19 protein-coding genes and 1 pseudogene are annotated in these 22,905 nt (G+C 69.8%); 13 read left to right on the top strand and 7 right to left on the bottom strand.

Annotated features, from left to right (window positions below; genetic code table 11):
- Positions 1–7: 7 nt before the first annotated feature.
- From OOK07_RS18165 to OOK07_RS18125, 9 genes are all read left to right on the top strand, one after another.
- Entirely contained in the window at positions 8–1,657 is a 1,650-nt protein-coding gene (locus OOK07_RS18165; protein ID WP_266681553.1) for a PhpK family radical SAM P-methyltransferase, read from the top strand.
- Complete coding sequence (locus tag OOK07_RS18160) at positions 1,654–2,976, top strand: hydroxymethylglutaryl-CoA lyase-like TIM-barrel protein (protein ID WP_266681551.1); 1,323 nt, start codon at positions 1,654–1,656, stop codon at positions 2,974–2,976. The genes OOK07_RS18165 and OOK07_RS18160 overlap by 4 nt, the downstream gene beginning before the upstream one ends.
- Positions 2,977–3,009: 33 nt before the next feature.
- The gene (locus tag OOK07_RS18155; RefSeq protein WP_266797418.1) at positions 3,010–4,881 is read left to right on the top strand and encodes a non-ribosomal peptide synthetase; all 1,872 of its coding nucleotides are present in this window, start codon (positions 3,010–3,012) and stop codon (positions 4,879–4,881) included.
- 44 nt (positions 4,882–4,925) lie between these two features.
- The gene (gene pat / locus OOK07_RS18150) at positions 4,926–5,477 is read left to right on the top strand and encodes a phosphinothricin N-acetyltransferase (protein WP_266681547.1); all 552 of its coding nucleotides are present in this window, start codon (positions 4,926–4,928) and stop codon (positions 5,475–5,477) included.
- An 11-nt stretch (positions 5,478–5,488) separates the two neighbouring features.
- Complete coding sequence (locus tag OOK07_RS18145) at positions 5,489–6,388, top strand: alpha/beta hydrolase (RefSeq protein WP_266681545.1); 900 nt, start codon at positions 5,489–5,491, stop codon at positions 6,386–6,388.
- The gene (locus OOK07_RS18140) at positions 6,385–7,146 is read left to right on the top strand and encodes a thioesterase II family protein (RefSeq protein WP_266681543.1); all 762 of its coding nucleotides are present in this window, start codon (positions 6,385–6,387) and stop codon (positions 7,144–7,146) included. The genes OOK07_RS18145 and OOK07_RS18140 overlap by 4 nt, the downstream gene beginning before the upstream one ends.
- On the top strand, positions 7,143–7,919 hold the full coding sequence (locus OOK07_RS18135; RefSeq protein WP_266681541.1) for a thioesterase II family protein: 777 nt from the start codon (positions 7,143–7,145) through the stop codon (positions 7,917–7,919). Before OOK07_RS18140 ends, OOK07_RS18135 begins: the two co-directional genes overlap by 4 nt.
- A complete protein-coding gene (locus OOK07_RS18130; RefSeq protein ID WP_266797415.1) occupies positions 7,916–9,259 on the top strand; it encodes an MFS transporter in 1,344 nt (447 codons plus the stop codon). Before OOK07_RS18135 ends, OOK07_RS18130 begins: the two co-directional genes overlap by 4 nt.
- 338 nt (positions 9,260–9,597) lie before the next feature.
- A complete protein-coding gene (locus OOK07_RS18125) occupies positions 9,598–10,389 on the top strand; it encodes a helix-turn-helix transcriptional regulator (protein WP_266797413.1) in 792 nt (263 codons plus the stop codon).
- Here OOK07_RS18125 and OOK07_RS18120 read toward each other — a convergent pair.
- A complete protein-coding gene (locus tag OOK07_RS18120; RefSeq protein ID WP_266681535.1) occupies positions 10,363–11,613 on the bottom strand; it encodes an MFS transporter in 1,251 nt (416 codons plus the stop codon). The two genes, OOK07_RS18125 and OOK07_RS18120, sit on opposite strands and share 27 nt — an antisense overlap.
- 17 nt (positions 11,614–11,630) lie before the next feature.
- On the opposite strand from OOK07_RS18120, the gene OOK07_RS18115 reads away from it, so the two are divergent.
- A complete protein-coding gene (locus OOK07_RS18115) occupies positions 11,631–12,221 on the top strand; it encodes a helix-turn-helix domain-containing protein (protein WP_266681533.1) in 591 nt (196 codons plus the stop codon).
- Between the two features lie 243 nt (positions 12,222–12,464).
- Here OOK07_RS18115 and OOK07_RS18110 read toward each other — a convergent pair whose 3' ends face one another.
- A complete protein-coding gene (locus OOK07_RS18110; RefSeq protein ID WP_266797410.1) occupies positions 12,465–13,322 on the bottom strand; it encodes a hypothetical protein in 858 nt (285 codons plus the stop codon).
- A 153-nt stretch (positions 13,323–13,475) separates the two neighbouring features.
- Between OOK07_RS18110 and OOK07_RS18105 the strand changes: the two are divergent.
- Positions 13,476–13,682 (top strand): annotated as a pseudogene (locus tag OOK07_RS18105) (hypothetical protein); the annotation flags it as partial.
- A gap of 163 nt (positions 13,683–13,845) precedes the next feature.
- Here OOK07_RS18105 and OOK07_RS18100 read toward each other — a convergent pair.
- From OOK07_RS18100 to OOK07_RS18090, 3 genes are all read right to left on the bottom strand, one after another.
- Complete coding sequence (locus OOK07_RS18100; protein WP_266516300.1) at positions 13,846–14,037, bottom strand: DUF397 domain-containing protein; 192 nt, start codon at positions 14,035–14,037, stop codon at positions 13,846–13,848.
- Positions 14,038–14,251: 214 nt separating this feature from the next.
- The gene (relB, locus tag OOK07_RS18095; protein ID WP_266797408.1) at positions 14,252–15,109 is read right to left on the bottom strand and encodes a type II toxin-antitoxin system RelB family anti-toxin; all 858 of its coding nucleotides are present in this window, start codon (positions 15,107–15,109) and stop codon (positions 14,252–14,254) included.
- Positions 15,110–15,508: 399 nt separating this feature from the next.
- Positions 15,509–16,270, bottom strand: coding sequence for a GOLPH3/VPS74 family protein (locus tag OOK07_RS18090; protein ID WP_266516296.1), 762 nt, complete (start codon positions 16,268–16,270; stop codon positions 15,509–15,511).
- Between the two features lie 232 nt (positions 16,271–16,502).
- On the opposite strand from OOK07_RS18090, the gene OOK07_RS18085 reads away from it, so the two are divergent.
- Together OOK07_RS18085 and OOK07_RS18080 are read left to right on the top strand one after the other, a co-directional pair.
- Positions 16,503–19,139, top strand: a complete 2,637-nt coding sequence (locus OOK07_RS18085) for a D-alanyl-D-alanine carboxypeptidase (protein ID WP_266797406.1) — start codon at positions 16,503–16,505, stop codon at positions 19,137–19,139.
- A gap of 219 nt (positions 19,140–19,358) precedes the next feature.
- Positions 19,359–21,206, top strand: coding sequence for a DUF8823 domain-containing protein (locus OOK07_RS18080; protein WP_266681525.1), 1,848 nt, complete (start codon positions 19,359–19,361; stop codon positions 21,204–21,206).
- A gap of 121 nt (positions 21,207–21,327) precedes the next feature.
- Here the strand turns inward: OOK07_RS18080 and OOK07_RS18075 are convergent, their stop codons facing one another.
- Together OOK07_RS18075 and OOK07_RS18070 are read right to left on the bottom strand one after the other, a co-directional pair.
- Complete coding sequence (locus OOK07_RS18075) at positions 21,328–21,837, bottom strand: glutathione peroxidase (RefSeq protein ID WP_266681523.1); 510 nt, start codon at positions 21,835–21,837, stop codon at positions 21,328–21,330.
- A gap of 9 nt (positions 21,838–21,846) precedes the next feature.
- Positions 21,847–22,833 (bottom strand): ArsR family transcriptional regulator, encoded by a 987-nt coding sequence (locus OOK07_RS18070; protein ID WP_266797403.1) that lies wholly within the window; start codon positions 22,831–22,833, stop codon positions 21,847–21,849.
- Positions 22,834–22,905 lie beyond the last annotated feature (72 nt).

Below are 22,905 nucleotides of genomic sequence, written 5' to 3'. Positions count from 1 at the left end.
ACAGACGGTGAAGCACTGCATCGTCGTGGGATACCACGAGACCGACATGTCCGGCGAGGAGCTGCAACTGGCGCTGGAGCACGGGGGAGACGAACTGCCCGCGCCCATCCGCAGCATGCTCCGCACCAAGATCACTTTTGGGGGTGCCCATTACTCGTACATGGACGCCCTGAGCGAGGTACGCAACACGGACCGGGGCACGGCGCACGCCTACACGGTGTCCGAGCTGCCGAGCCTCGGCACCCTCTACCTCGTCAACTACCTGGAGGAGCGGGGGCATCCGGCCGACTTCGTCAACAGCTTCACCTTCGAAGAGGACCAACTGGTCAAGCTGCTGGCCGACAACCCCGCCTCGGTCGCCATCACCACGACCTTCTACATGATGCCCGCCCCGGTGATCGAGATCATCCGCTTCATCCGGCGGCACAACGCGTCCGTGCCGATCATCGTCGGCGGACCGCTCGTCGACAACCAGGCCCGGGCCGGGCGCGACGACAAACTCAACCGGTTCTTCGACCGGGTCGGTGCCGACTACTACGTATGGGAGTCCCAGGGCGAGGCGGCACTGGCCGGGGTGGTCGGCGCCATCGTGGACGGCGACGCCCCCACCGAGGTCCCCAACGTCTTCCTGCGCTCGAAGACCGGCGAGTGGAAGCTCACCCGCAAACGCCCCGAGGCCAACGACCTCAACGCCTGCTCGGTCCGGTGGAACCGCTTCGACCCCACCGTCCTCGGCCCGACACTGTCCACCCGCACCGCGCGCAGCTGCGCCTTCAGCTGCGCCTTCTGCGACTATCCGGAGCGGGCCGGCGCCCTCACCCTCGCCGACCTGTCCACGGTCGAGCGGGAACTCGAGGAACTCGCCGACATGGGCGTCAAACGCGTCGCCTTCATCGACGACACGTTCAACGTGCCCATGCGCCGCTTCAAGGACCTGTGCCGGATGCTGGTGCGCCGCGACTTCGGCATCGAGTGGTTCTCGTACTTCCGTTGCGGTCACGCCCGAGAGCCCGACGTCTACGACCTGATGTACGACTCCGGCTGCCGCGGCGTGCTGCTCGGCATCGAGTCCGGCGACGACCAGGTCCTGCTCAACATGGACAAACGCGCCACCACGGCCCACTACCAGTACGGCATCGAACAGCTCAAGGCCCGCGGCATCTTCACCCACGCGTCGTTCGTCGTCGGATTCCCCGGCGAGAGCCCGCAGACGGTGGAGAACACCATCAACTTCATCAACTCCGCTGGGCCGGACACCTTCGCCGTCAACCACTGGTACTACATGCACGCCACGCCCATCCACGTACGGGCGCCCCAGTACGACCTCACCGGCAACGGCCACACCTGGTCGCACCGCAGCATGAACTCCCGTCAGGCCCTCGAAGCCGCCGACCAGATCTTCGACTCGGTGGTGAACGCCGCCTGGATGCCGGTCAACGGCCTCGACTTCTGGGGCGTCCCCTACCTCCTGGGCAAGGGCATGAACCGATCCGAGATCGTCCGGTTCCTCGAACTGGCCAAACCGCTCACCGTGGCGAACGTCGCCCGCGGCAGCGCGGAGGAGGCCGCCTCCGCGGAGCGCCGGTTCCGCGACTTCGTGACCGGACTGGAGCTGGCACCCGCCCGTTACCGCACCACAGGGAGTGAGTTTCGATGACCATCCACAACCCCGAGGAACCCGAGTACTTCCCGGAGGTCTTCCCCCGGGACGCGTTCCCCCGGTACACCTGGGACGACGGCATGCGGCCCCTCACCCTGCCGCACGAGGTATGGCTGTCCGAAACCACCCACCGCGACGGCCAGCAGGGCGGACTGCCCCTCTCCCTGGACACCAGCCGGCAGATCTACGACATCCTCTGCGAGATAACGGGCGAGTCCACGGCGATCCGGCACGCCGAGTTCTTCCCGTACCGCGACTCCGACCGCAACGCCCTGATCTACGCCCTGGAACGGCACCGCGACGGCGCCCCCATCGAGCCCACCACCTGGATCCGGGCCCGCCGTGAGGACGTAGAGCTGATCAAGCGGATCGGCGTCACCGAGACCGGACTGCTCAGCTCCTCCTCCGACTACCACACCTTCCACAAGTTCGGCTCGGGCGGCCGGACCGAGGCCGCGGCGATGTACCTGGACGCGGTGGCCATGGCCCTGGACCACGGCATCAAGCCCCGGGTCCACCTGGAGGACACGACACGTTCCGACCCGGACTTCGTGCGGGCCCTGGTCGAAGAGGTCCTCAAGGTCGCCGCGGCGTACCCCGCCGAACTGCAGCCCCGCTTCCGGGTCTGCGACACCCTCGGCATCGGCCTGCCCTACGACGACGTCGCCCTGCCCCGCAGCATCCCGCGCTGGATCCGGCTGCTGCGCGGGCTCGACCTGACGCCCTCCCAGATCGAGTTCCATCCCCACAACGACACCTGGCTGGTGGTCGCCAACTGCCTGGCCGCGATCCGTGAGGGCTGCGGCGTGATCAGCGGCACCACGCTGGGCACCGGCGAACGCACCGGCAACGCCCCACTGGAAGCCGTCATGGTGCACCTGCTCGGCATGGGCTACTGGGCCGGCACCGAGGTCAACCTTCCCGCGGTCAACAAACTCGTCGAGCTCTACGACGGCATCGGCTCCGGCCCGTCGCAGAAGTACCCGCTGTTCGGCCGGGACGCCTACGTCACCCGGGCCGGCATCCACGCCGACGGCCTCAACAAGTTCTGGTGGATGTACGCGCCGTTCAACGCCCCCCTGCTCACCGGCCGGGAGCTGGACGTCGCCCTCACCAAGGACTCCGGCCAGGCGGGGCTGCTCTTCGTCCTGGACAAGCGACTCGGACTGCGGCTGGAGAAGGGCGACCCGCGGATCGTGGAACTGCTCGCCTGGATGGACGAGCAGTGGGACGCCGGCCGGGTCTCGGCCGTGGAGTGGAACGAACTCGAACCCGTGGTCGAGAAGGTGTTCTCCGCGCGGGAAGAGGCGAGCTGACATGCCAGGACCGGCGCGAGGAGGCAGCACCGCATGACCGCCGCAACACCAGACACGGCACCGGACCGCACCGGCAGCCCCCCGACGGGGTGCCCCGTCGTAGCGGAGTTCGAACTGCGGGCCCGGACCGGCCCGGACCGGCCGGCGATCGTCCTGCCGGAGGAGACGGTCGACTACCGCGAGCTCGCCGCCCGGGCCGATGCCGTCGCCCGGGCGCTCCTCGACACCCGGGGCGAGGGTTCCGAGCCGGTGCCCCTGATGGTGCTGCACCCGGCGTGGATGCTCGCCGCGTGTCTGGGCGTACTGAAGGCGGGCAAGTTCTACGTCCCGCTCAACCCCCACCATCCGGCCGCCCGCAACCGGGATCTGCTGCACCGGCTCGGCGCGGCGGTCGTCGTCACCGACTCCACCGGCCCCGAGCGGCCGGTCGGCGACACCACCGTGATCCGGGTGGAGGAACTCGACGTACGGACCAGCGTGTCCGTGGCGCCGAGCCCGGTCACCGACCCGGACCAGTGGGCGTACGCGCTGTACACCTCGGGATCCACCGGTCTGCCCAAGGGCATCCTGCAGAACCGTGCCGACATGCGGCAGAACGTCGAGCGGCACGCCCTGCTCGGCATCGGAGCGCAGGACCGGGTCACCCTGATCAACGCCGACGGTTTCGTCGCCGCGGTGTCCAACCCGTATACGGCACTGCTCAACGGGGCGGCCCTCGTGCCGTACTCCTTCCAACGGGACGGGGTGCACGACCTGATCGAGCGCCTGGACGAGTCCGGGACGACCGTCTACTACTCGTTCCCGTCCTTCCTCCGGCAGGCGGCCGCGGTGGCCGGGGGACGTACGACGGACCGTGTCCGCCTGGCCTACCTCGGCGGGGAGAGCGTCCACCGCAGTGACGTCCTCGCCGCCCGGCGGCTGTTCCCGGCCGCCACCGTCGCGGTCGGGCTGAACTCCACGGAGACCGGCCTCACCCGGCTCCATCTGATCCCCCCGGACGGCGACGTGGCCGACCCGGTCCCCGTCGGCGGACCCGTGCCCGGCGTGGAGGTCCGCGTCGAGACGGCGCCCGGCCGGCCGGCGGCCGTCGGCGAGGTCGGACGGATCGTCGTCCGCAGCCCCCACCTGCACTCGGCGCAGTGGACGGAGCAGGGCCCCCGGCCGCTCACCGAAGCCGTGCCGGCGGCCGGGACCGGATCCGGGTCCGCACCCGCGCCGCGGGAGTTCCGCACCGGCGACCGCGGCCGGCTGGACGGCTCGGGGCACCTGGTCCATCTGGGACGCGTGGACGGCATGGTCAAGGTGCGCGGCTACCGCGTGGAGACCGTGGAGGTCGAGTCGGCCGTGTCCGCGGTGACCGGCGTGGCCGAGGCCGCCGTGGTCCCTTACGAGGCCGGAGACCGCGAGACCGAACTCGCCGCCTACGTGGTCCTCAAGGACGCCGACCTCACCGATACCGGCCTCCGGCGCGCCCTGGCCGAGACCCTGCCGCCCCACCTGGTGCCCGCCTCCGTGCTGCTGGTGCCGCGGCTGCCCCGCACCCGTAACGGCAAGATCGACCGCAAGGCCCTGCCCGATCCGGCGAGCGGTGCCTCCACCGGTACGGCCGCCCCCGAGCCGGCCGCCGCCCCCGCACCGGCCACCGGGCCCGGTGACGGTCCGGACGACCTCCGGGCGCAGATCCTCGGCCAGGTGGCGGAGATCTGGAGCGATGTCCTGGGCGCCGGTCCGGTGCTGCCGGGGGACGACTTCTTCTCCCTCGGCGGCACCTCCATCTCGGCGCTGCGGGTGGTCTCCCGCATCCGCAAGGACATCGGCGTGCCGCTCCGGCTCGCCGTGATCTTCGAGACGCCGGCCCTGGAGGCGGTGGCCGAATCCGTACTGCGCGGACTCGACCCCACGTAGAAAAGGGGTGTCCCGCACCGAGGAAGACCGAAGGAAGACCACACGTGAGTCCAGAACGACACCCGGCCGAGATCCGTCCCGCCACCGTCGCCGACATGCCGGCGGTCTGCGACATCGTCAACCACTACATCGAGACGAGCACGGTCAACTTCCGTACGGAGCCGCAGACTCCGCAGGAGTGGACCCAGGACCTGCTGCACCTCCAGGAGCGTTACCCCTGGCTCGTCGCCGAGGTGGACGGTGAGATCGCCGGCATCGCCTACGCGGGTCCCTGGAAGGCCCGCAACGCCTACGACTGGACGGCCGAGTCGACGGTGTACATCTCCCCCCGTCACCAGCGGCTGGGACTGGGCTCCACCCTGTACACCCACCTCCTGAAGTCCATGGAGGCCCAGGGCTTCAAGAGTGTGGTCGCCGTCATCGGACTGCCCAACGACCCGAGCGTGCGGCTGCACGAGGCACTCGGATACACCGCGCGCGGGACCTTGCGGGCAGCCGGCTTCAAGCACGGGAACTGGCACGACGTGGGCTTCTGGCAGCGCGACTTCACGCTGCCGGCGCCACCCCGCCCCGTCCGCCCCGTCACAGAGATCTGAGCGGAGAACGCATGGCATCGTCGGAACTCGAGCTGGTGCGAGAACTGATCGCGCTCAACTGGCACACCCGCAACGGCGATGTGGAGCCGCGGCGGATCGCCTACGACCGCGCCCAGGAGGCCTTCGGCGACCTGGGCCTGCCCCCGGGCGAGGCCGTCGAGACCGGTGCCTGCACGGCGGAGTGGGTGCGGCCCGCCCAGGAGGACGGCAGGACCCTGCTGTACCTGCACGGCGGGTCGTACGCCCTCGGCTCGCCGCACTCGCACCGCCACCTGTCCAGCGCCCTCGGCGCGGCGGCAGGCGCGGCGGTGCTCGCCCTCCACTACCGCAGGCCTCCCGAGTCGCCCTTCCCGGCGGCCGTGGAGGACGCCGTGGCGGCCTACCGCGCGCTGCTGGAGCAGGGCTGTCCGCCGGACCGGATCACCGTGGCCGGCGACTCGGCCGGCGCGGGTCTCGCCGTGGCGGCCCTCCAGGTGCTGCGGGACGCCCACGACCCGCTGCCGGCCGCCGCGGTGTGCATCTCGCCCTGGGCCGATCTGGCCTGCGAGGGGGACTCGCACTCCACCCGCAGGGCACGGGAGATCCTGCTCGACACCGAGGACCTGCTCCGCATGGCCGGCCGCTACCTGGCCGGCGCCGATCCCAGGAACCCGCTGGCCTCACCCGCGTACGGCGATCTGACCGGGCTGCCGCCCCTGCTCATCCAGGTCGGCTCCGAGGAGGTCCTCTACGACGACGCCCGGGCGCTGGAACAGGCGGCGCTCAAGGCGGGCGTACGGGTCACCTTCGAGGAGTGGCCGGAGATGTTCCACGTCTGGCACTGGTACCACCCCGTGCTTCCCGAGGGGCGGGAGGCCGTCGAGGCGGCGGGAGCGTTCCTGCGCGGCGCCACCGGGGAGGAGGCGAAGTGACCGACTGGATACAGAGCTCCTCGGCCCCCGACGCCGTGGCCCGGGTGGTCTGCTTGTCCCGGGCGGGGGGCAGCGCACGGGACTTCGACCAGTGGCGCAAACCCCTGGGCGAGGAGATCGAGATGTGCGCCGTCCAACTGCCGGGACGGCTCGACCGGTTCCACGAGCAGCCGCTGAGCGACCTGCACCGGATCGCCGAGGAAGTGGCCGGCGCCCTCACCACCCTGCCCCCGCGCCCGTATCTGCTCTTCGGTGACTGCATGGGCGCCCTCGTCGCCTTCGAGACGGCGAGCGTCCTGCGCCGTCTGGGCGCCGCCCTGCCCACCTGCCTCGTCGTCGCCTCCTACCCGGCACCCGACCGGATGCGGACCGAGCGGCCCTACGGCGACGGTGGCGCCGAGGACCTGCGGGACAGACTGCGCGAGGTCGGCGGCGTACCGCCCGCCGTACTGGACGAGGACGAGCTGTTCGAGCTCATGCTGCCCATGCTGCGCGCGGACTTCGCCGCGTTCGAGGGGTACCGCTACCGGGAGACCGCACCGCTCGCGTCCGCCGTCCACGCACTCGTCGGTGCCGGGGATCCCTATGTGACGGTCGCCGACCTGAACGGCTGGCGGCGCCACACCACCGGGGAGTTCAGCGCACGGGCCCTGCCCGGCGGGCACTTCTTCCTGCACGAGAGCGACGAGGCCGTCTCCTTTGTGCGCGGCCTCGCGCTCGCCGGCGCGAGGTCACCGCAACCAGGGAGGGACGCGTGAGCGATGAGGGACGGGCCGATCCGGCCCAGTGGCTGCGCGCCCATCGCACCGTGCCGGATCCCGCGGTCCGGCTGCTCTGCTTCCCGCACGCCGGTGCCGGGCCCGGCGCCTACCGCCCCTGGGCGCAGGACATGCCGCCGCGCACCGAGTTGTGGGCGCCCCGCTATCCGGGCCGTGAGGACCGGCTGGCCCACCCCTTCGCCCACAGCCTGGCGGAGCTGGCGGACGACATCGCGGCCGCCGTCGCCGCGGGGCCGGGCCGCGAGGTCCCCCTGGCACTCTTCGGCCACAGCATGGGCGCGGTCCTCGCCCACGAGGTCACCGTACGGCTGGAGCGCACCTACGACTTGCGGCCCGTTCTGCTCGCCGTCTCGGCCCGCGAGGGCCCGCTGCAGGTCAGCCACGCCGGTCTGCATCTGCTCGACGACGAGGACCTCCTCGCCCGGACCGCCGGCCTGGGCATCCAGCCGCAGGCCGACGCCTACGCCGACCCGGAGCTGCGGGAGCTGCTGCTGCCGGCACTGCGGGACGACTGCCGGCTGCTGGAGAACCATCCGACCGTCCCCGTCGAGCAGGTGCGGGCGCCCGTTCTGGCCTTCGCCGGGCGGGACGACCGGGCGAGCCCGCGCGCCCTGATGGAGTCCTGGGCCAAGGTCACCACCGACAGCTTCCGCCTGCTGGAGCTGCCCGGCGACCACTTCTACCTGTTCTCGCACACCAAGGAACTTCTGTCCGAGCTGATGCCGGTGGTGTCGGGGGAGGCCCACGCATGACAGTGAGAGACACGGATCCGGCCACCGCGGCCCCGCAGGCACGGCCCTGGCGCCAGCTGCTGAGCGGAGGAGTCGGCCACACCGTCGAGTCGCACGACTGGTACACCTACACCTTTCTGGCCGTCTACTTCGCGGACGACGTCTTCCCCAAGTCGGCGGATGACCCGCTGGTGCCGTTGCTCAACACCTTCGCCGTCTTCGCGATCGCGTTCGCCGCCCGCCCGGTCGGCGCCGCCGTGATGGGGGCCTGGGCCGACCGGTTCGGCCGCCGCAGTGCGCTCATGGTGACGATCCTGCTCATGGGCCTCGGTAGCCTGATGATCGCGCTGACCCCGAGTTACGCTACCGCGGGCCCGCTCGCACCCGCGCTGTTGGTGGCGGCCCGGCTGATCCAGGGCTTCTCCCTCGGCGGTGAGTACGGCGCCGCGGTCACCTTCCTCGTCGAGTCCGCCGGGCCCGGGCGCCGCGCGCTCTTCGGAAGCTTCCAGTATGTGGCCTCGTCGGCCGGCCACATCATGGCCGGCCTCTCCACATTGGCCGCCGTCCAGCTGACCGGCGACGGCATGGACAGCTGGGGATGGCGGCTGCCCTTCCTCTGGGGTGCCGTGCTGTGTCTGGTCGGGCTGGTCATCCGCCGTTCGTCGGAGGAGACCCTCCAGCCCGGGTCGGCGGAGGGGAAGAGGACGCGCTCGGGCGCGTTCGAGGCTCTGCGGGCCCACCCCCGACGGGCGTTGATGGTCGTCGGTCTCACCACCGGCGGCACCGTCGCCTTCTACCTGTGGACCACCTTCCTGCCCGCCTACGCCACGGTGAACGCCGGCGCGGACAAGGAGAGCGCCGTGCTGGCGGGCACCGTCTCACTGATCTTCTTCGGCCTGATCCAGCCGTTCGGCGGCATCCTCTGCGACCGGGTCGGCAGGAGACCGATGATGATCGTTTTCGGCGCCGCCTCCGCGGTCCTGACGGTGCCTCTGCTGACGGCGTTGTCCTCGTCGTTCTGGTCGGTGCTCGCGGTGCAGTGCGCCGGCATGTTCCTCCTCACCGCCTACACCTCGATCGCCGGAGCGGTCAACGCGGAGCTGTTTCCCCGGGAGCTGCGCGGCCGGGGCATCGGTCTCCCGTACGCCGGGGCGGTCGCGTTGTTCGGCGGCACCGCTCCCTATGTGGGTACGTGGCTCAAGTCCATCGGTAACGGCGGTCTGTTTCCCTGGTATGTGGCGATCTTGTGTGCGGTGACGGCGTTGACGGCGACACGACTGCCTCGCACGGTTACAGCCGATGACAGGGAACCTGCCAGTGCGACAGGGAATCTTTCACGGGGCCCCGGGCGGAGCTGGTAAATTCTTCGTCGGCGTGCCGTGAAATTGGCAGGGGTGTATACGAATCGTCCCCGGGAATCTGCGGTTTCGGTACGGCAACTTCAGGACATCCGGTGTTCATGTGGCAGGCCGTCTTGTCTGGACAAGCGATCTCGCTACACTGAAGGAATACGTGTGAAGTTGTGCGTCAAAGGTGCCGCACGTAGCTCTTCTGGGAGGCGGCATTGTCCTTCGAGCAAGTAGCGGCGTACGATTTTTCGAACGCACTACGCAGGCGTGAGGCGGCTTCCCGTGTTTTCCCTGGGAAGCCTGCGTGGCCGATATCGGATGCCGACGAGTCCGGAAATGGCGCAGAGGCTATGCTGACACAGCTCATCAGCGCCAATCGTAAAGTCGTGCACGATCAGAATCGGCTCCTCGAAGTACTGGAGTCCACACTCGCTGATTTGGTGCGTCCCGCCGGGCCGCAGTCCGATTGTGCACCGCTCGAGTCGGAGTGCAGGGTCGTGAACTGGGCTTTCGGCGATGGCGCCCTCGCCGCGGCCACCGCCGAGGTGCTGCTCTGTCTGGATCCGACGGATCTGGAGGAGAACCGTTTCGGTGACGTGCTGCGGTATGCGCGGGAGGCTTTCGCGCAGGGTGTGGGCATTCGATGCATCTGCGCGGAGTCGATGGTGAACGTCCCCGGCGGACGGGCGCAGGTCCAGGATCTCCAGGAGGCGGGGGTGGAAATCCGGGTGGCAGCGCTGCTGCCGTTCCGTCTCCTGCTCGTCGACCGTCGCATTTCCTACGTCCATGTGGTGGACCGGGGCGGCGACATTTCACAGCTGGAGATCACGGACCCGGGCACCTGCCAATTCGCGCACCAGGTATTCGACTATTGCTGGCTCGCCAAGACTTCCTCAAGAGTTGTTCAGGAGGAAGAGGCGAGCTCGTTGGAGGATTTCTCCGAACGCGAGCTGATCATTCTGCGCATGCTGGCGAACGGCATGAAGGATGAGGCCATGGCGCGTGCTCTCTGTGTGTCCACGCGAACGCTGCGGAGGGTCGTAACGGACATCATGGGAAAACTCGGAGTGAGTAGTCGTTTTCAGATGGGGGCGAGGGCTGCGGAATATCGCTTATTATGGTCCTCCGTCTCCTGCGAGTGAATCTCCTCCGGGTGAGACGAACGCGAGTGTCGCGCCGACCGCGACGCAGGCCGCCAGCACCAGGAACGCGGCGGGATAGCTGCCCAGACCGGCGGCGAGTAGGGCGCCTGCCGCGGGTGCCACCGCGAGCGCGGCTCCGGCGGGGGCGATGGCGAACGCGTTGAGCGTCGCGTACCGCCGAACTCCCCATCTGTCACTGACCGCAGTGGCCTGCAGAAGGGTGAACATCCCGCGGACCGCGCCCGTCGCCATGGCCGCCGCACATAGCAGGGATACCGGTCCGGGGACGGCTGCGAGAAACGCGATCGTGAGCGAACCGGCCGTCAACAGGACCGTGATCCGGTACTGAGTGGTGGTTCTTCGGGCCAGGGCCGGGTATCCGAGCCGCCCGAGGATCTGCCCCGTCCCGCACAGTGCGAGGGCCCCGGCCGCGGTACCCGTGCCGAGGCCTTTCTCGACCAGGAACGGAACCAGGTTGAGGGTCGTGGCGTAGAGACTGAGAGCGGCGAGTGCCAGGGCTGCCGCCAGCAGGACGAACTCTCGGCTGAGGATCACGGGACGGATGTCGGAGAACGACGTGCCGGGCCGTGGCTCCTCGGCCCCGGGCCAGGGCGCCCGTAGGCACACCAGGTGCAGCGGGGTGGCGGTGACGAGCAGGACGGCGGCGAGCACCAAGAACGTGGCACGCCAGTCCAGATGGGCTAAGAGCACGGCCGTGACCGGCGCGAAGACAACGCTGGCCAGTCCTCCCGCCAGGGACAGCAGGGTGAGGGGACGCAGCCGGCGTGGGCCGTACCACCGGGTGAGCGCCGCGAAGGCCGGCGGGTAGAGCGCTGCGGCCTGGGCGATGCCGACGAGAGCCCACGCCGCCGTGAACCACGCCAGACTGGGCGCGGTGGCCACTGCCGTCAGCGATAGGCAGCCCAGCACCGACCCCGCGCTCATCACCCAGCGGGGCCCGTACCGGTCCAGCAGCCGGCCCACCGGGATGCAGGCCACCGCACTCGTGACCAGTCCCAGGGAGAAGGCGCACATGGTCGCCGTGACCGGCCAGCCGGTGGCACGGGTGATGCTGGGCAGGCTCACCGGAAACGCGTAGTAGAGCGTCCCCCAGCTGGCGATCTCCGTGACGGACAGCGCGATCAGCGCCTGGCGTAAGGCCGGTTCGTCCCGGGAACCGGCGCCCAGCTCGCCGGTATGGCGTTTCTCTATAGAGAAAATCACATCGCTATAGTACTACGATGATTGCTCTCACGACACTGGGCAGCCGGATTCAGGAACTGCGACTGAGCCAGTCCCTGACCCTTCAGGACCTCGCGGACCGGGCGGCGGTGAGCGTGAGCATGCTGTCCTCCGTGGAACGTGGCCGGAAGGCACCCACGGTCGTGGTGCTGGCACGGATCGCTGAGGGGCTCGGTGTGACGGCCGCGCATCTGCTCACCGAGCCCGAGTCGGTCCGCGTGCGCCGCGCGGCCGAACAGGAGGTCGTCGAGGAACCCGGCGGCTGGCAGCGGACGATCCTGACACCAGTGGTTCCCGGCGTGAACTTCGAGTGGATCCGCTCGGCCCTGCCCCCGTACTGCGACGCCGGGGAGTACCCCGCCTACGCCACCGGTTCCCACGAGTACGTCTTCGTGGAGTCTGGGATGCTGCGGCTGACGGTCGGAGGGACGGTGACGGAGCTGGGGGCGGGGGACTCGGCCTACTTTGCCGCGGACGCGGTGCACGGGTACGTGAATCCGGGCGGGACACCGTGCGTCTACTACGTCGCCGCACTGATCATGCGCTCGCGAGGCCGGGGCACCTCTCCGCGGACGTCCAACCCGTTCTAAGAGGGCGTTCCCGTCCTGATCGAGCGGGCGGCTCCGGCCTACCCCGGGCCCGGTGCTTGTGACCTTCCTGTTTGGGGCGATCGCCTTGTCGAGTGCGCGGGCGGTAGTGGTCGGGGGATGTTCGGTGAGCGTCTCGACGATGCGATTGTCGATGAGCGTGTGGGCGGCGGCGAGTTCGTCCTGGTCGACGTCGGCGCGGACGTCGGGCAGCTCGCCGGAGATCTCAAGGACTGCCCAGGGGGCTCACCGAAGTTCGTCCGCGTAACGGTCCGTTCCTGTCACCGTGGGGATGAATGGTGCGACGAACTGCACGTCACCGAGGCCGGAAGCGTCCACTGCCGTGTCCAGGTCCGCGAAGTGGTCCCGCCAGATCTCGCGGGGATCCTGCTGGAGCAACCACAGCAGGGTCAGCCGGGTCCCGACCCCCTCGACCTGCTTGACGTAGGTCATCCGGTCCAGGGGCAGCGGCGTCGGCGCGAAGACGGTCACCATGGCCGCCGGCGAGTCGGCCAGCCGCTTGGGAAGGTGGTCGTCGCGCAGCCACGTGAGCAGGTCCCCGCGCTGGCCGGGGGACCTGGCGTCGACGACCTGGACGACGAGCCCGGCGTAGGGGTGGTCCAGGGCGTGGATGTCACGGGGGCCTTGGTCGCCGTCGCGGTAGACGGTCACGACGTGGTCCTGGAAGGCGGTGAAGACGTGCGTACGGTCCTGGAAGACCCGGTGGTCGCGGTTGAGTCGCTTGTTGATGCCGACGGTCCACCGCATGTGGTCGGCGTAGCGGCCGGCGGTCATCCAGTAGACGGATATGTAGCACCCTGCCGTCACGGGCTGTGCGACGGCGGAGGTCTCGGGGTAGCGCAGGAGCTGGAGGTCCCGGGTGGCGACCCAACGGCGGCCCGCGTACATCCACGGCATGGCCATCGCGCCGGCAATGAAATGATCGTCTTCGTACCAACGATTGTACTGGCGTTCGTGGCCCGGGTGTGGCTCGACCATGGTGATCAGGGCATGTCCGAGGTCGGCTCCATATGGGCCAACGGCGGCCAGTTCCGCATACGTGCGGCTGCGGGTCTCATCTGTGTGCGTCCCATCCTCTGCCATGAGTCCGGTTTACCTGACTGGGCGTCAGATTTGGAGAGGGATTCCGTTCAACTCCGTCCGAAGTTTGGTGAGCACGCGCACCAAACCGGCATGCGGATCAGCAGCCACGCCCACGGCGAACCACCCGCATCGGTATATGCGATCCCCGTCGCCGTCACGTACGTCAGGCAGGTCGAGGGCGTGGAGACGAGGCTGACCCTGCTGTGGTTCCTTCAGGCGGACCCGCGGGAGTGCTGGGAGGCGTATTTCGCGGACCTGGACGCGCCGGTGCGGGAGGCGGGGCTGGGGAGGGTGGAACTGGTGGCGCCGTTCGTCCCGACCGTGCCCGGTACGGACACGTACGTCGACCGACTGCGCTGACCGCTCGCGCTGACCGGCTGTGCCGGCCGACTGCGCCGGGGCACAAGCCGAGCCCCCTCGGCAAGGACGGCGAAGCTGGACGAGAGGGCTCTTCCTGTACTGCTTGTGCTGCTGGTGGAACTGTCGAAGGAGTATGCGGCCGAGGATCAGAAGATCCTCCCCCCTACGCCTTGATCGAGCCGACGAAGATGTTCCACGCGGCGGCCGGGAAAGCCAGTACGGGGCCCTCGTGGACCTTGGAGTCCCGGACGGCCATCGCCGCGCGGACGGGGGACTTGATCTCGACGCACGCGCCGTTGCCAGTGGAGTACGAGGACTTGGTCCACGTGTCCGTGGCGCCCTGACGAATTGCCATTTTTGCTCCGAAATACCAGTTGTGGAGTTGCTGTCACCGCACGACGGATTCGTCTCCGAACCCACAGCGCGGTTTGCGCCAACCCTTGGTGTGTGGTGGCGTGATCGACGCTACTCGCCAACCTCGACCTTCGAAGCGACTATTCACTCGACTGGATGGCATATTCCAGGTGGGTCTTCCACTGGGACCCCGGCAAGGTGTACGGTGCGGCGCTTCAGCGGGCGTAGTCCTTCGCGATGTCCGCGATGAACTGCCGTGACTGGTCCGTGTTCAGGGCCTGCGCGCGCAGGTGCTCGTACATCACGCTGTATTTCTGCACGTCGTTGGCCTTCTCCAGATACAGGTCGCTCGTGACGCCCTCGATGTAGACCACGCTGGAGTCGGCCGCGTCCGGGAACTCCAGGATCGCGTACTGGCCGTTGAGACCCGGGTGGGCGCCCATCTCGAAGGGGATGACCTGCACGGTGACGTGCGGCAGCTGCGACTGCTCGACGAGGTGCTCCAACTGGTCGCGCATCAGCGAGCGGTTGCCCACCACCCGGCGCAGCGCCGCCTCGTCCATCACCGTCCACAGCCGGAGCGGGTTCTCCGGGGCGATGATTCGTTCCTGCCGGCGCAGACGCACCTGGACGCGCTTCTCGACGTCGGCGGCGGCCGTCTCCGGCAACGCGCCCGCGATCAGCGCCTCCGCGTACTGCCGGGTCTGGAGCAGACCGGGAACGACCTGGGGGTCGTACACCCGCAGGCTCGCCGCGTCCGTCTCCAGCCCGATGTAGACGCTGTAGGGGATGTCGCCGAAGGAGTGCCACCACCCCTGCTGGCGCGAGTCCTTGGCCATCTGCATCAGCGAGTCGACGATCCGGTGGTCCTCCACCTCGTACACCCCGCACAGGTCGCGGACGTCGCGCTGGCTGATGCTGCGCCGTCCGTTCTCCAGCCGGCTGATCTTCGACTGCGACACCAGCAGCCGCTCCGCCACTTCCTCGGCCGTCATGCCCTTGAGCTCACGGAGCCGACGCAGCTCCTGGCCCAACCGGCGTCGCCTGACGGTGGGATTGACATTGGACGCCACGGGACGTGCACCTCCGGCTGCGTGCCTGCGCTGGCTGTAATTTGCCACTTTGCGTATCTGCTGTTGAGCAGACTGCCACCAAGGTGCTTACTACCGCTGGGAAACAGGGGATATGCGCTGCACACACGCCAGTTCGCCTTTTTCGTCCTCCACATGCGGCCGCGCGGGGCGGCGGAACCGTTACGGCATCCGAACGATCGGATGTGGCGCAACGGCCCCGCCGCCCCGCGCGGACCAGCGGCTCCCGTACCGGTTCATGGGGACTGCCTTCTCAGGCTCGGTGCGGCGCTCGGCGGTGCGTGGTGCTGGTGCTGCGGTGCGTGGTGCGGGTCATGACGTGATGCTGTGATGGTGCGTGCGTGCTGCTGTGGTTCGTGCTGCTCGTCGTGGGACTGCGGCTCAGTGGGCCACGACGCGCGCCATCGAACCGCGGTGCGGTTGCATCGGAACGCCACGAGCCGGTTCCGGTGCGGACCTGCCCGGGCCTACGGCCTGGCGGCCGGCCGGAGCCGGTGCCGGGCTGCGGCGCGGCTGGGCCGCCACGCCGTTCTGGACGTCCATCACGGCGTGCGCCACGAGGCCGCCCATCGGGTCGTGCCTGATCAGATCCCGCAACCGGGAACGTGAGGACCGGCCCTCGTTGCCCGGGTACAGATGCTTGCCGAGGCCGACCGCGTGTGCCAGGGCGGCGAGCGCAGCGGTCCGCGGGTCCGGCGGTACGCCGGTGCGGATCGCGGAATCCAGTCGGGCCTTGATCTCCCGGCTGATTTCGGTGTCCGTCGCCTGGTAGCGAGTCGTTGGCAGCACTCCGCACATCTGACCCGCCACGGCATGCACCATGCCGCACCGCTCCAGATGCGAGAGGTAGGTCTGGCGCAGCCCGAGACGCGGCCCGCCAATCCAGTTCACCGCACGTACGGGAGCGCCACGCCTTCGCAGCAACTCCAACGCGCAGTCCAAAGTTGGATCTCCAGTCGGCCGTGGGGCTACCACGGCGATACGATCCCCGTCTGGGGCTATCCGTCCGGCCAGCGCCAGCTCCACTAGCTGTGCTCCGGCCAGACCGAGGTCGAGCGACTGCGGCTGCGCGGTGGTACCCGTGGTCGGGTCCAACGCCAGCAGTAGAAGCTCTTCCGGAATGGTTCTGCGGCTCCTGCCCATCCATGCCTCCCCGCGTGGATGAAAGACAGGGTGACCCCTCTCACATTGGTCTGTCGAGGGTGCGTGACCTGTTTGTGAGGGAACCGGTAGGTATGTCGTTCTCGTCTACCGCAGTGGTTAAGCCCGCACACAGGACACTGGTACATGGTTCGGACAGCGCGTGCGGGCGGTGTTTCGGGCGGTTTACGGTTCGGTAGACGCACGGAAAGCGTGCGGCACGGAGGAGGCATCGGTGGCGGGCGAGTCCCCCGACAGGTCGAAGCAGCGTGAGTCGTCGGTAGAACCGACGTCGGGGAGCACAGGCCCGGTTCCCGAAGCCCGCACCGAGGAACGCACGGCGCGTGATCCTCGCCTGGCCGTGGCCCGGGACGCCGAGGCGTCCGGCGGCTCGGCGTCCGGGGAGAGCGGGGAGACCGGCGAGGCCAGGGCGCGCGGCGGCGTGGACACGGCGACGCGGGTCTTCTCGGTACGGGATGTGAAGACGGAGGCCGAGGGCGAGGCCGCGGCCTCGCCCTCGGACGGCGGGCCTTCCGGCGACTCCGGCGACTCCGGGGATTCTGCGGATTCCGTGGACTCCGGGGATTCAGCGGATTCCGGGAAGGATGCCGCGAGCAGCGGAGACGTTTCCTCTGGCGACGCCTCGGCCGGTCCTGACGAGACCGACGAGCCGGCCGGTGACGCTGCTGCTGCTGCTGCTGCTGCTGCCGCCGCCGCAGCGGACGGTGACGCGGGCGGCCCGCCCGGTGACGACCGGCTGCGCGCGGCTGTGGCGGCCTGGGTCCGGTCGGGCGACTCCCAGGACCCGGAGAGCGCTACGGGCCGGGAGACGGCCTCTGAAGCAGCCGGAGCGGGTGATTCCGGGGAGGCCGAGGACGCCGAGGACGCCGAGGATGCGGACAGTGCTTCGGCGGACGGTGCTTCGGCGGGGAGCGACCGGACCGACTCCGGCTCCGACACGGACCCTGGCGACGCGGACGAGCCCGAGGACGCTGTGCCGGGCGAGCCCGAGGACTCCGTGCCGGGCGACCCCGAGGGTGCCGCGACGGACGAGGACGAGGCCGAAGCGGACGAGACGTCCGGGACGGATGCCGATGACGAGGGCGATGCCCCCGAGGCCGCCGACTCCCCGGCCGACGCCGACGCCGACGCCGACGCCGACGCCGACTCCGACGACGGCGGGGACGCCTCGGCCGACTCTCAGGACGACCCGAAGGGGTCCGCCGGGGACGGAGCCGGCGCGGGGCACGTCGATCAGCCCACCGCCGTCTTCAAGCTCCCCGCCAAGACACCCCAGGTCGACCAGCCCACCACCATGCTCAAGCTCGGCGCCGCCGCCAAGGCCGCCGAGAAGGACCAGGACAAGGGCCAGGGCAAGGACAAGGGCCAGGGCAAGGACAAGGGTCAGGACCAGGACCTGGCGAAGAGTCCCGCGAGGGCTTCGGGGAAGACTCCCGAGCCGTCCGACGCCGAGCGCACCAGCAGATTCGTAGCGCTCAAGCCGCTCGACGAGCCGCCCACCAGGAAGCCCGCGGACGCCACGGCCCAGGTGCCGCAGGTCGGACCCGAGCGCACCGCCCAGCAGCCCCTGCCGCCGAAGCCCCCGCTGGATCTGCTGGCCGAGCTGACGAACACGCCGCCGCCGCCGGAGACCCCGGTCCGGACGATCGTCCGCAGGGTCAAGATCTGGACTCCGCTGGTGCTGCTCCTCGTGATCGTCTTTGCGATCGTGCAGGCCGTGCGCCCACTGCCCACCCCCACGCTCGCGCTGACCGCCGACGACTCGTACACCTTCGACGGCAACACGGCCGGCCTCCCCTGGCCGAACGAGGGCCAGGGCTGGCTCGACGTCAACGGCATCGGCTCGATGGGGAACTTCGGCAAGCAGACCCCCGTCCCCATCGGCTCCGTCGCCAAGGCCATGACCGCGTACATCGTCCTCAAGGACCACCCGATGAAGTCGGGCGAGGAGGGCAAGAAGATCACGGTCGACGCCCTGGCGGAGAAGGAGGGCGGCTACGACAAGGACAACGAGTCCACCCTCAACACCGTCAAGAAGGGCGACGTCCTCACCGAGAAGCAGGCCCTGTCGGCGGTCATGATCCCGTCCGCGAACAACATCGCGCGCCTGCTGGCCCGTTGGGACGCGGGCTCCGAGGCGGCGTTCATCAAGAAGATGAACGACACCGCCAAGGGACTCGGCATGAAGAACACGACGTACACCGATGCGTCCGGTCTCAAGGAGACCACCGTCTCCTCGGCCGAGGACCAGGTGAAGCTCGGCAACGAACTCGTGAACATCCCGGCCCTGATGGACATCACCAAGCTGCCCAGCTGGGTCGACCCGTCCGGCAAGAAGTGGGACAACTACAACCGCCTCGTCCCCTACAACGGCGCCCTCGGCATCAAGACGGGCACCACCTCCAAGGCCGGCGGCAATCTCCTCTTCGCCGCCACCAAGGACGTCGGCGGCGAGACGGTCACCGTGGTCGGCGCGATCCTCGGCCAGCACACGGCGCCGATCATCGACACGGTCAACGCGGTCAGCAAGACGGCCATGCTCGCCGCGCAGGACGCTCTGACCTCGACGAAGATCCTCAAGAAGGGCGACGTCGTCGGGTACGTGGACGACCAGCTCGGCGGCCACACCCCGATCGTGCTCACCAAGGACGTCACGGCGGTCGGCTGGGCCGGCCTCAAGGTGAGGCTGTCCTTCGCCGCCGACGACGTACCGCACACCGCGAAGGCCGGCACCCGGGTGGGCACCCTCACCGTGGGCGACGGCACCAGCGGCGCGGTCAAGGTGCCGGTCGCGCTGCAGAAGGATCTCGCCGAGCCGGGCTTCGCCGCCAAGCTGAAGCGCCTCGGCTGACCCGGCGGGCCGTCCCCCGTCCACCGGGGGACGGCCCCGCATCCCGTCGGTGGGCCCACCAGGGCGTTGCCCGGCGGGGTGCGTGCTAGCGTCGCGAATCGGGGCAGGCCGTCGCTCACGGGACGCGACCGGGAAATCCCCGGGGACGCAGCCGCGAACGGGCGGGCAACGGGACGCGTCCCAGAACAGAAGACGGGACACCACGGGGAGTGCCTTCAGGTGGCCACTGCGGAGCCGACACGCGCAGACGACGCCGATCCGGGCCCGGGAACCGGCCCGCGAATACGCGTGCCCGCACCGCGCGAGGACGGCCGTACGACCCCGCATGCGAAGTGGGCGGTGACGCACGCCGTCCTCGCCCTGCGTGAGCGGCTCCTGCGGCACCCGGTGCTCTCGGTCACCGCCCTGGCCGGCGTACTGCACCTCGTCTGGTTCTTCACCTTCGCGAACGGCGGCGGCGACCTCGCGGCGCAGGACGCGTGGGCGGAGTTCGTCGGCCGGCACCCGGACTCGGCGTACAACCTCGCCTGGTACGGCGGTATGCACCCGGTGTCGTACAGCATGGTGTCGCCGTATCTGATGTCGGTGCTCGGCGTCCGTACGACGATGATGATCGCGGGGACGGTCTCGGCCGGGCTGCTGACGATGATCCTGATCCGCAGCCGCTCCGTGAGGAACCCCCTGTGGGCGTCCCTGGCGGGCGTTTTCGCGTTCCTGTGCAACGCCGCCTCGGGACGGGTGACCTTCGGCCTGGGCACGGTGTTCGCGCTGGGCGCGGTCGCCGTCGTCTTCTGCTGGCCCCACAGGTGGCGCTACAAGCGGTGGGCGAAGGCCCTGTGCGCGGCCCCGCTGGCCGCGCTGGCGACGATGTCGTCACCGGTCGCCGGTCTGTTCGTGGGGCTGGTCGCCGTGGCCCTGTTCCTGCAGAAACGCCGCCCCGGCGCCTGGGCCCTGGGGCTCAGCCCCGCCGCGGTGGTGGCCGTCTCGGCCTGGCTGTTCCCCTTCTCCGGCACCCAGCCGATGACGATCGGCTCGGTGGTCCTGCCGTTCCTGAGCGCGGTCCTCGTCTTCGTGCTCGTCCCGAAGGACTGGACGACGGTGCGCCTGACGTCCGCGGTGTACGGCCTCTCGGTCCTCGCGGTCTGGCTGGTCAGCTCGCAGATCGGCTCCAACATCACGCGCCTGGCGATGCTGTTCGCCGGCGTGGCGCTGCTCGCCGCGCTCCCGTTCACGGTCCCGCGCTCGCGTAAGTGGTACGCCATCGGGGTGGCGTGCGTCGGCTTCAACGGCTGGATCGGTTTCAAGGCCGTCGACGACGTCGTGCACACCACTCCGGCCGCGTCCTGGGCGCGCGAACTCGCGCCCCTCGTTAACGAACTCCAGGACGTCGGCGCCGCGAAGGGACGGGTCGAGGTCGTCCCCGCCGCCTCCCACCGCGAGGCCTCCGCCCTCGCCCCCTACGTCAACCTGGCCCGCGGCTGGAACCGGCAGGCCGACATGGAGCGCAACCCCCTCTTCTACGACGACACGCTCAACTCGGCGAACTACCACGAGTGGCTGCAGCGCTGGTCCGTGCACTTCGTCGTCCTGCCGAAGGGCAAGCCGGACGGCGACGGCGGGGAGCGCGAGCGGGAGCTCGTCCAGCGGGGCATGCCGTATCTGAAGCAGATGTGGGGCGACGCCACCTGGCAGCTGTTCAAGGTCACCGACCCCACCCCGCTCGCCGAGCCCAACGCCGTGGTCGAGCGTGCCGAGCAGGGCGAGATGACGATGCGGGTCAAGAAGGCCGGCCGGATCCTCATCCGCATCCCGTACTCGCCGTGGCTGAGCATCGTCGACGCCCAGGGCAAGAAGCTCACGTCGCCTCAGGAGACGGAGGCGTCCAAGCACCGGGCCGCGAACACGCCGAAGACGTACGACAACGTCAACGGCTGTCTCATGGAGACGGAAGAGGACGCGAACAGCGACCGGTGGACCATGCTGATCGCTCCGCACCCGGGGACCTACCGGCTGGCGGCGCCCTACACGCTGCCGCGGGGCACGCCGTGCCCGGACGAGCTGAAGTGAGGTCTCACCGCATTGGTGAGCAGTCCGTCGTCCACTTCGGCATCCTCCGTCACCGGACGGTTCCTTTCCGCCCGGTGACCAGGACGCTCGGCCCTGCCCGGGGGCAAGGCCGACACAGGCCCTAGGCGAGGGCGCCCTCGACCGCCGTCACGATCTCCGCCGCCTCCGGCTCGGTCTGCGGCGAGAAGCGGGCGAGGACCTTGCCGTCGCGCCCGATCAGGAACTTCTCGAAGTTCCAGCGGATGTCGCCGGTGTGGCCCTCGGCGTCGGCGAAGCCGACCAGGCGGTCGTACAGGGCGTGCCGGTCGTCGCCGTTCACCTCGACCTTCTCGGTCAGCGGGAAGGTCACGCCGTACGTCGCCGAGCAGAACTCGGCGATCTCCTCGGCGCTGCCCGGCTCCTGCCCCATGAACTGGTTGCAGGGCACGCCGAGGACGGTGAAGCCCTGCTCGGCGAAGCGCTCGTGGAGGCGCTCGAGCCCGGTGTACTGGGGGGTCAGCCCGCACTTGGAGGCCACGTTCACAATGAGGACGGCCTTGCCCGTGTACTGGGAGAGGCCGGCGGAACCACCCTGGAGGGCGTCGATCTCCACGTCGAGGGGACCGGCGCCGTTGCTGTCTTCAGTCGTCATGAGCGGATGCTAACTCCGGTACATGTCGTGCCGGTTCTGGGCCTCCGTCAGGACGTCGCCGGCCGGGGTCCGCGAGTACAGCACCGAACGACCGGAGCGCCTGCGCTGCACCAGCCCCGCGTCCAGCAGGACCTTCAGGTGGCGGCCCACCGAGCCGAGGCCCTGACCGGTGACGCCGACGAGCTGGCTCGTGCTCAGGGGAGAGGCGAGGAGGGCGAGCACGGCGGCGCGGGCCGGGCCGAGCAGGGCCGCCAGGCTCGCGGGGGCGGGGCGGGCGGTGTGGTCGGCGAGGGCGCCCTCGCAGGCGTAGATGATCGCGTACCGGTCGGGTTCCTCCCAGGACACCCAGCCCGCCTTGGGCGTCACCGGCACGAAGACCAGCTCGGCGCCGGAGATCTCGCGGGGCGGGTATTCGTGCAGGTTGACCTGGAGGCGGTTCTCGCCGAGCCAGCGGGTGCGGCCCGGCCGCAGCGCGTCCAGCACCGCCGCCCAGCCTCCCTGGCTGACCTGCGCGGTCCGGGCGACCACATCGGCCTCCAGGACGCGCCGACGCCGGTCCCAGTACGGCCGTACGGCCTCGGTCCAGACGTAGGAGAGGAGGTCCGCCGCGTGGGACGGAAGGTCGTCGCGGTCCAGCTCGGGTGGGAGCGGGCCGCGTTCCAGGGCGGTCGTGATGTCGGCCCGGGCCCGGGCCGGGTCGGCGGACCGGACGCGCGCCACCGCCTCCTCGAAGGTCTCGCCGTCCCTCGGGGTGGGCGTGAGGAAGTCGGCGATCCAGCCGCGGCCGAGGCCCGCGCGGACGAGGCACGCGCTCACCGGGTCGGCGGCCAGGTTGGCCCGGTAGGCGGGCAGATGGGCCCGTAGCCAGGACTGTTCACCGGGGTGCGCGGGCTCGCCACGGTGCAGCAGCTGGAGGCAGGCGAAGGTCTCGGCGAGCGGGGAGAGGACGAAACGGCTGCGGGCGAGCGTGTCGGCGTTCATCTGCCACCAGCCCATGAGACCTCCGCCGTCCGGACGTTTCGCGTGTGTGCGAAACAATAACCATCCCTCCCCGGCCCTTTCGACACT

It is taken from the genome of Streptomyces sp. NBC_00078, assembly GCF_026343335.1.
Classification (GTDB): Bacteria; Actinomycetota; Actinomycetes; order Streptomycetales; family Streptomycetaceae; genus Streptomyces.
This window is presented reverse-complemented; position numbering and strand designations above follow the sequence as displayed.

Bases quoted from the DNA above. Each gene is read 5' to 3' on its own strand.
- OOK07_RS18160 (WP_266681551.1), top strand. From the start codon at position 1,654: ATGACCATCCACAACCCCGAGGAACCCGAGTACTTCCCGGAGGTCTTC.
- OOK07_RS18155 (WP_266797418.1), top strand. From the start codon at position 3,010: ATGACCGCCGCAACACCAGACACGGCACCGGACCGCACCGGCAGCCCC.
- OOK07_RS18145 (WP_266681545.1), top strand. From the start codon at position 5,489: ATGGCATCGTCGGAACTCGAGCTGGTGCGAGAACTGATCGCGCTCAAC.
- OOK07_RS18130 (WP_266797415.1), top strand. From the start codon at position 7,916: ATGACAGTGAGAGACACGGATCCGGCCACCGCGGCCCCGCAGGCACGG.
- OOK07_RS18125 (WP_266797413.1), top strand. From the start codon at position 9,598: ATGCTGACACAGCTCATCAGCGCCAATCGTAAAGTCGTGCACGATCAG.
- OOK07_RS18115 (WP_266681533.1), top strand. From the start codon at position 11,631: ATGATTGCTCTCACGACACTGGGCAGCCGGATTCAGGAACTGCGACTG.
- OOK07_RS18110 (WP_266797410.1), bottom strand. From the start codon at position 13,322: ATGGCAGAGGATGGGACGCACACAGATGAGACCCGCAGCCGCACGTAT.
- OOK07_RS18100 (WP_266516300.1), bottom strand. From the start codon at position 14,037: ATGGCAATTCGTCAGGGCGCCACGGACACGTGGACCAAGTCCTCGTAC.
- OOK07_RS18090 (WP_266516296.1), bottom strand. From the start codon at position 16,270: ATGGGCAGGAGCCGCAGAACCATTCCGGAAGAGCTTCTACTGCTGGCG.
- OOK07_RS18075 (WP_266681523.1), bottom strand. From the start codon at position 21,837: ATGACGACTGAAGACAGCAACGGCGCCGGTCCCCTCGACGTGGAGATC.
- OOK07_RS18070 (WP_266797403.1), bottom strand. From the start codon at position 22,833: ATGGGCTGGTGGCAGATGAACGCCGACACGCTCGCCCGCAGCCGTTTC.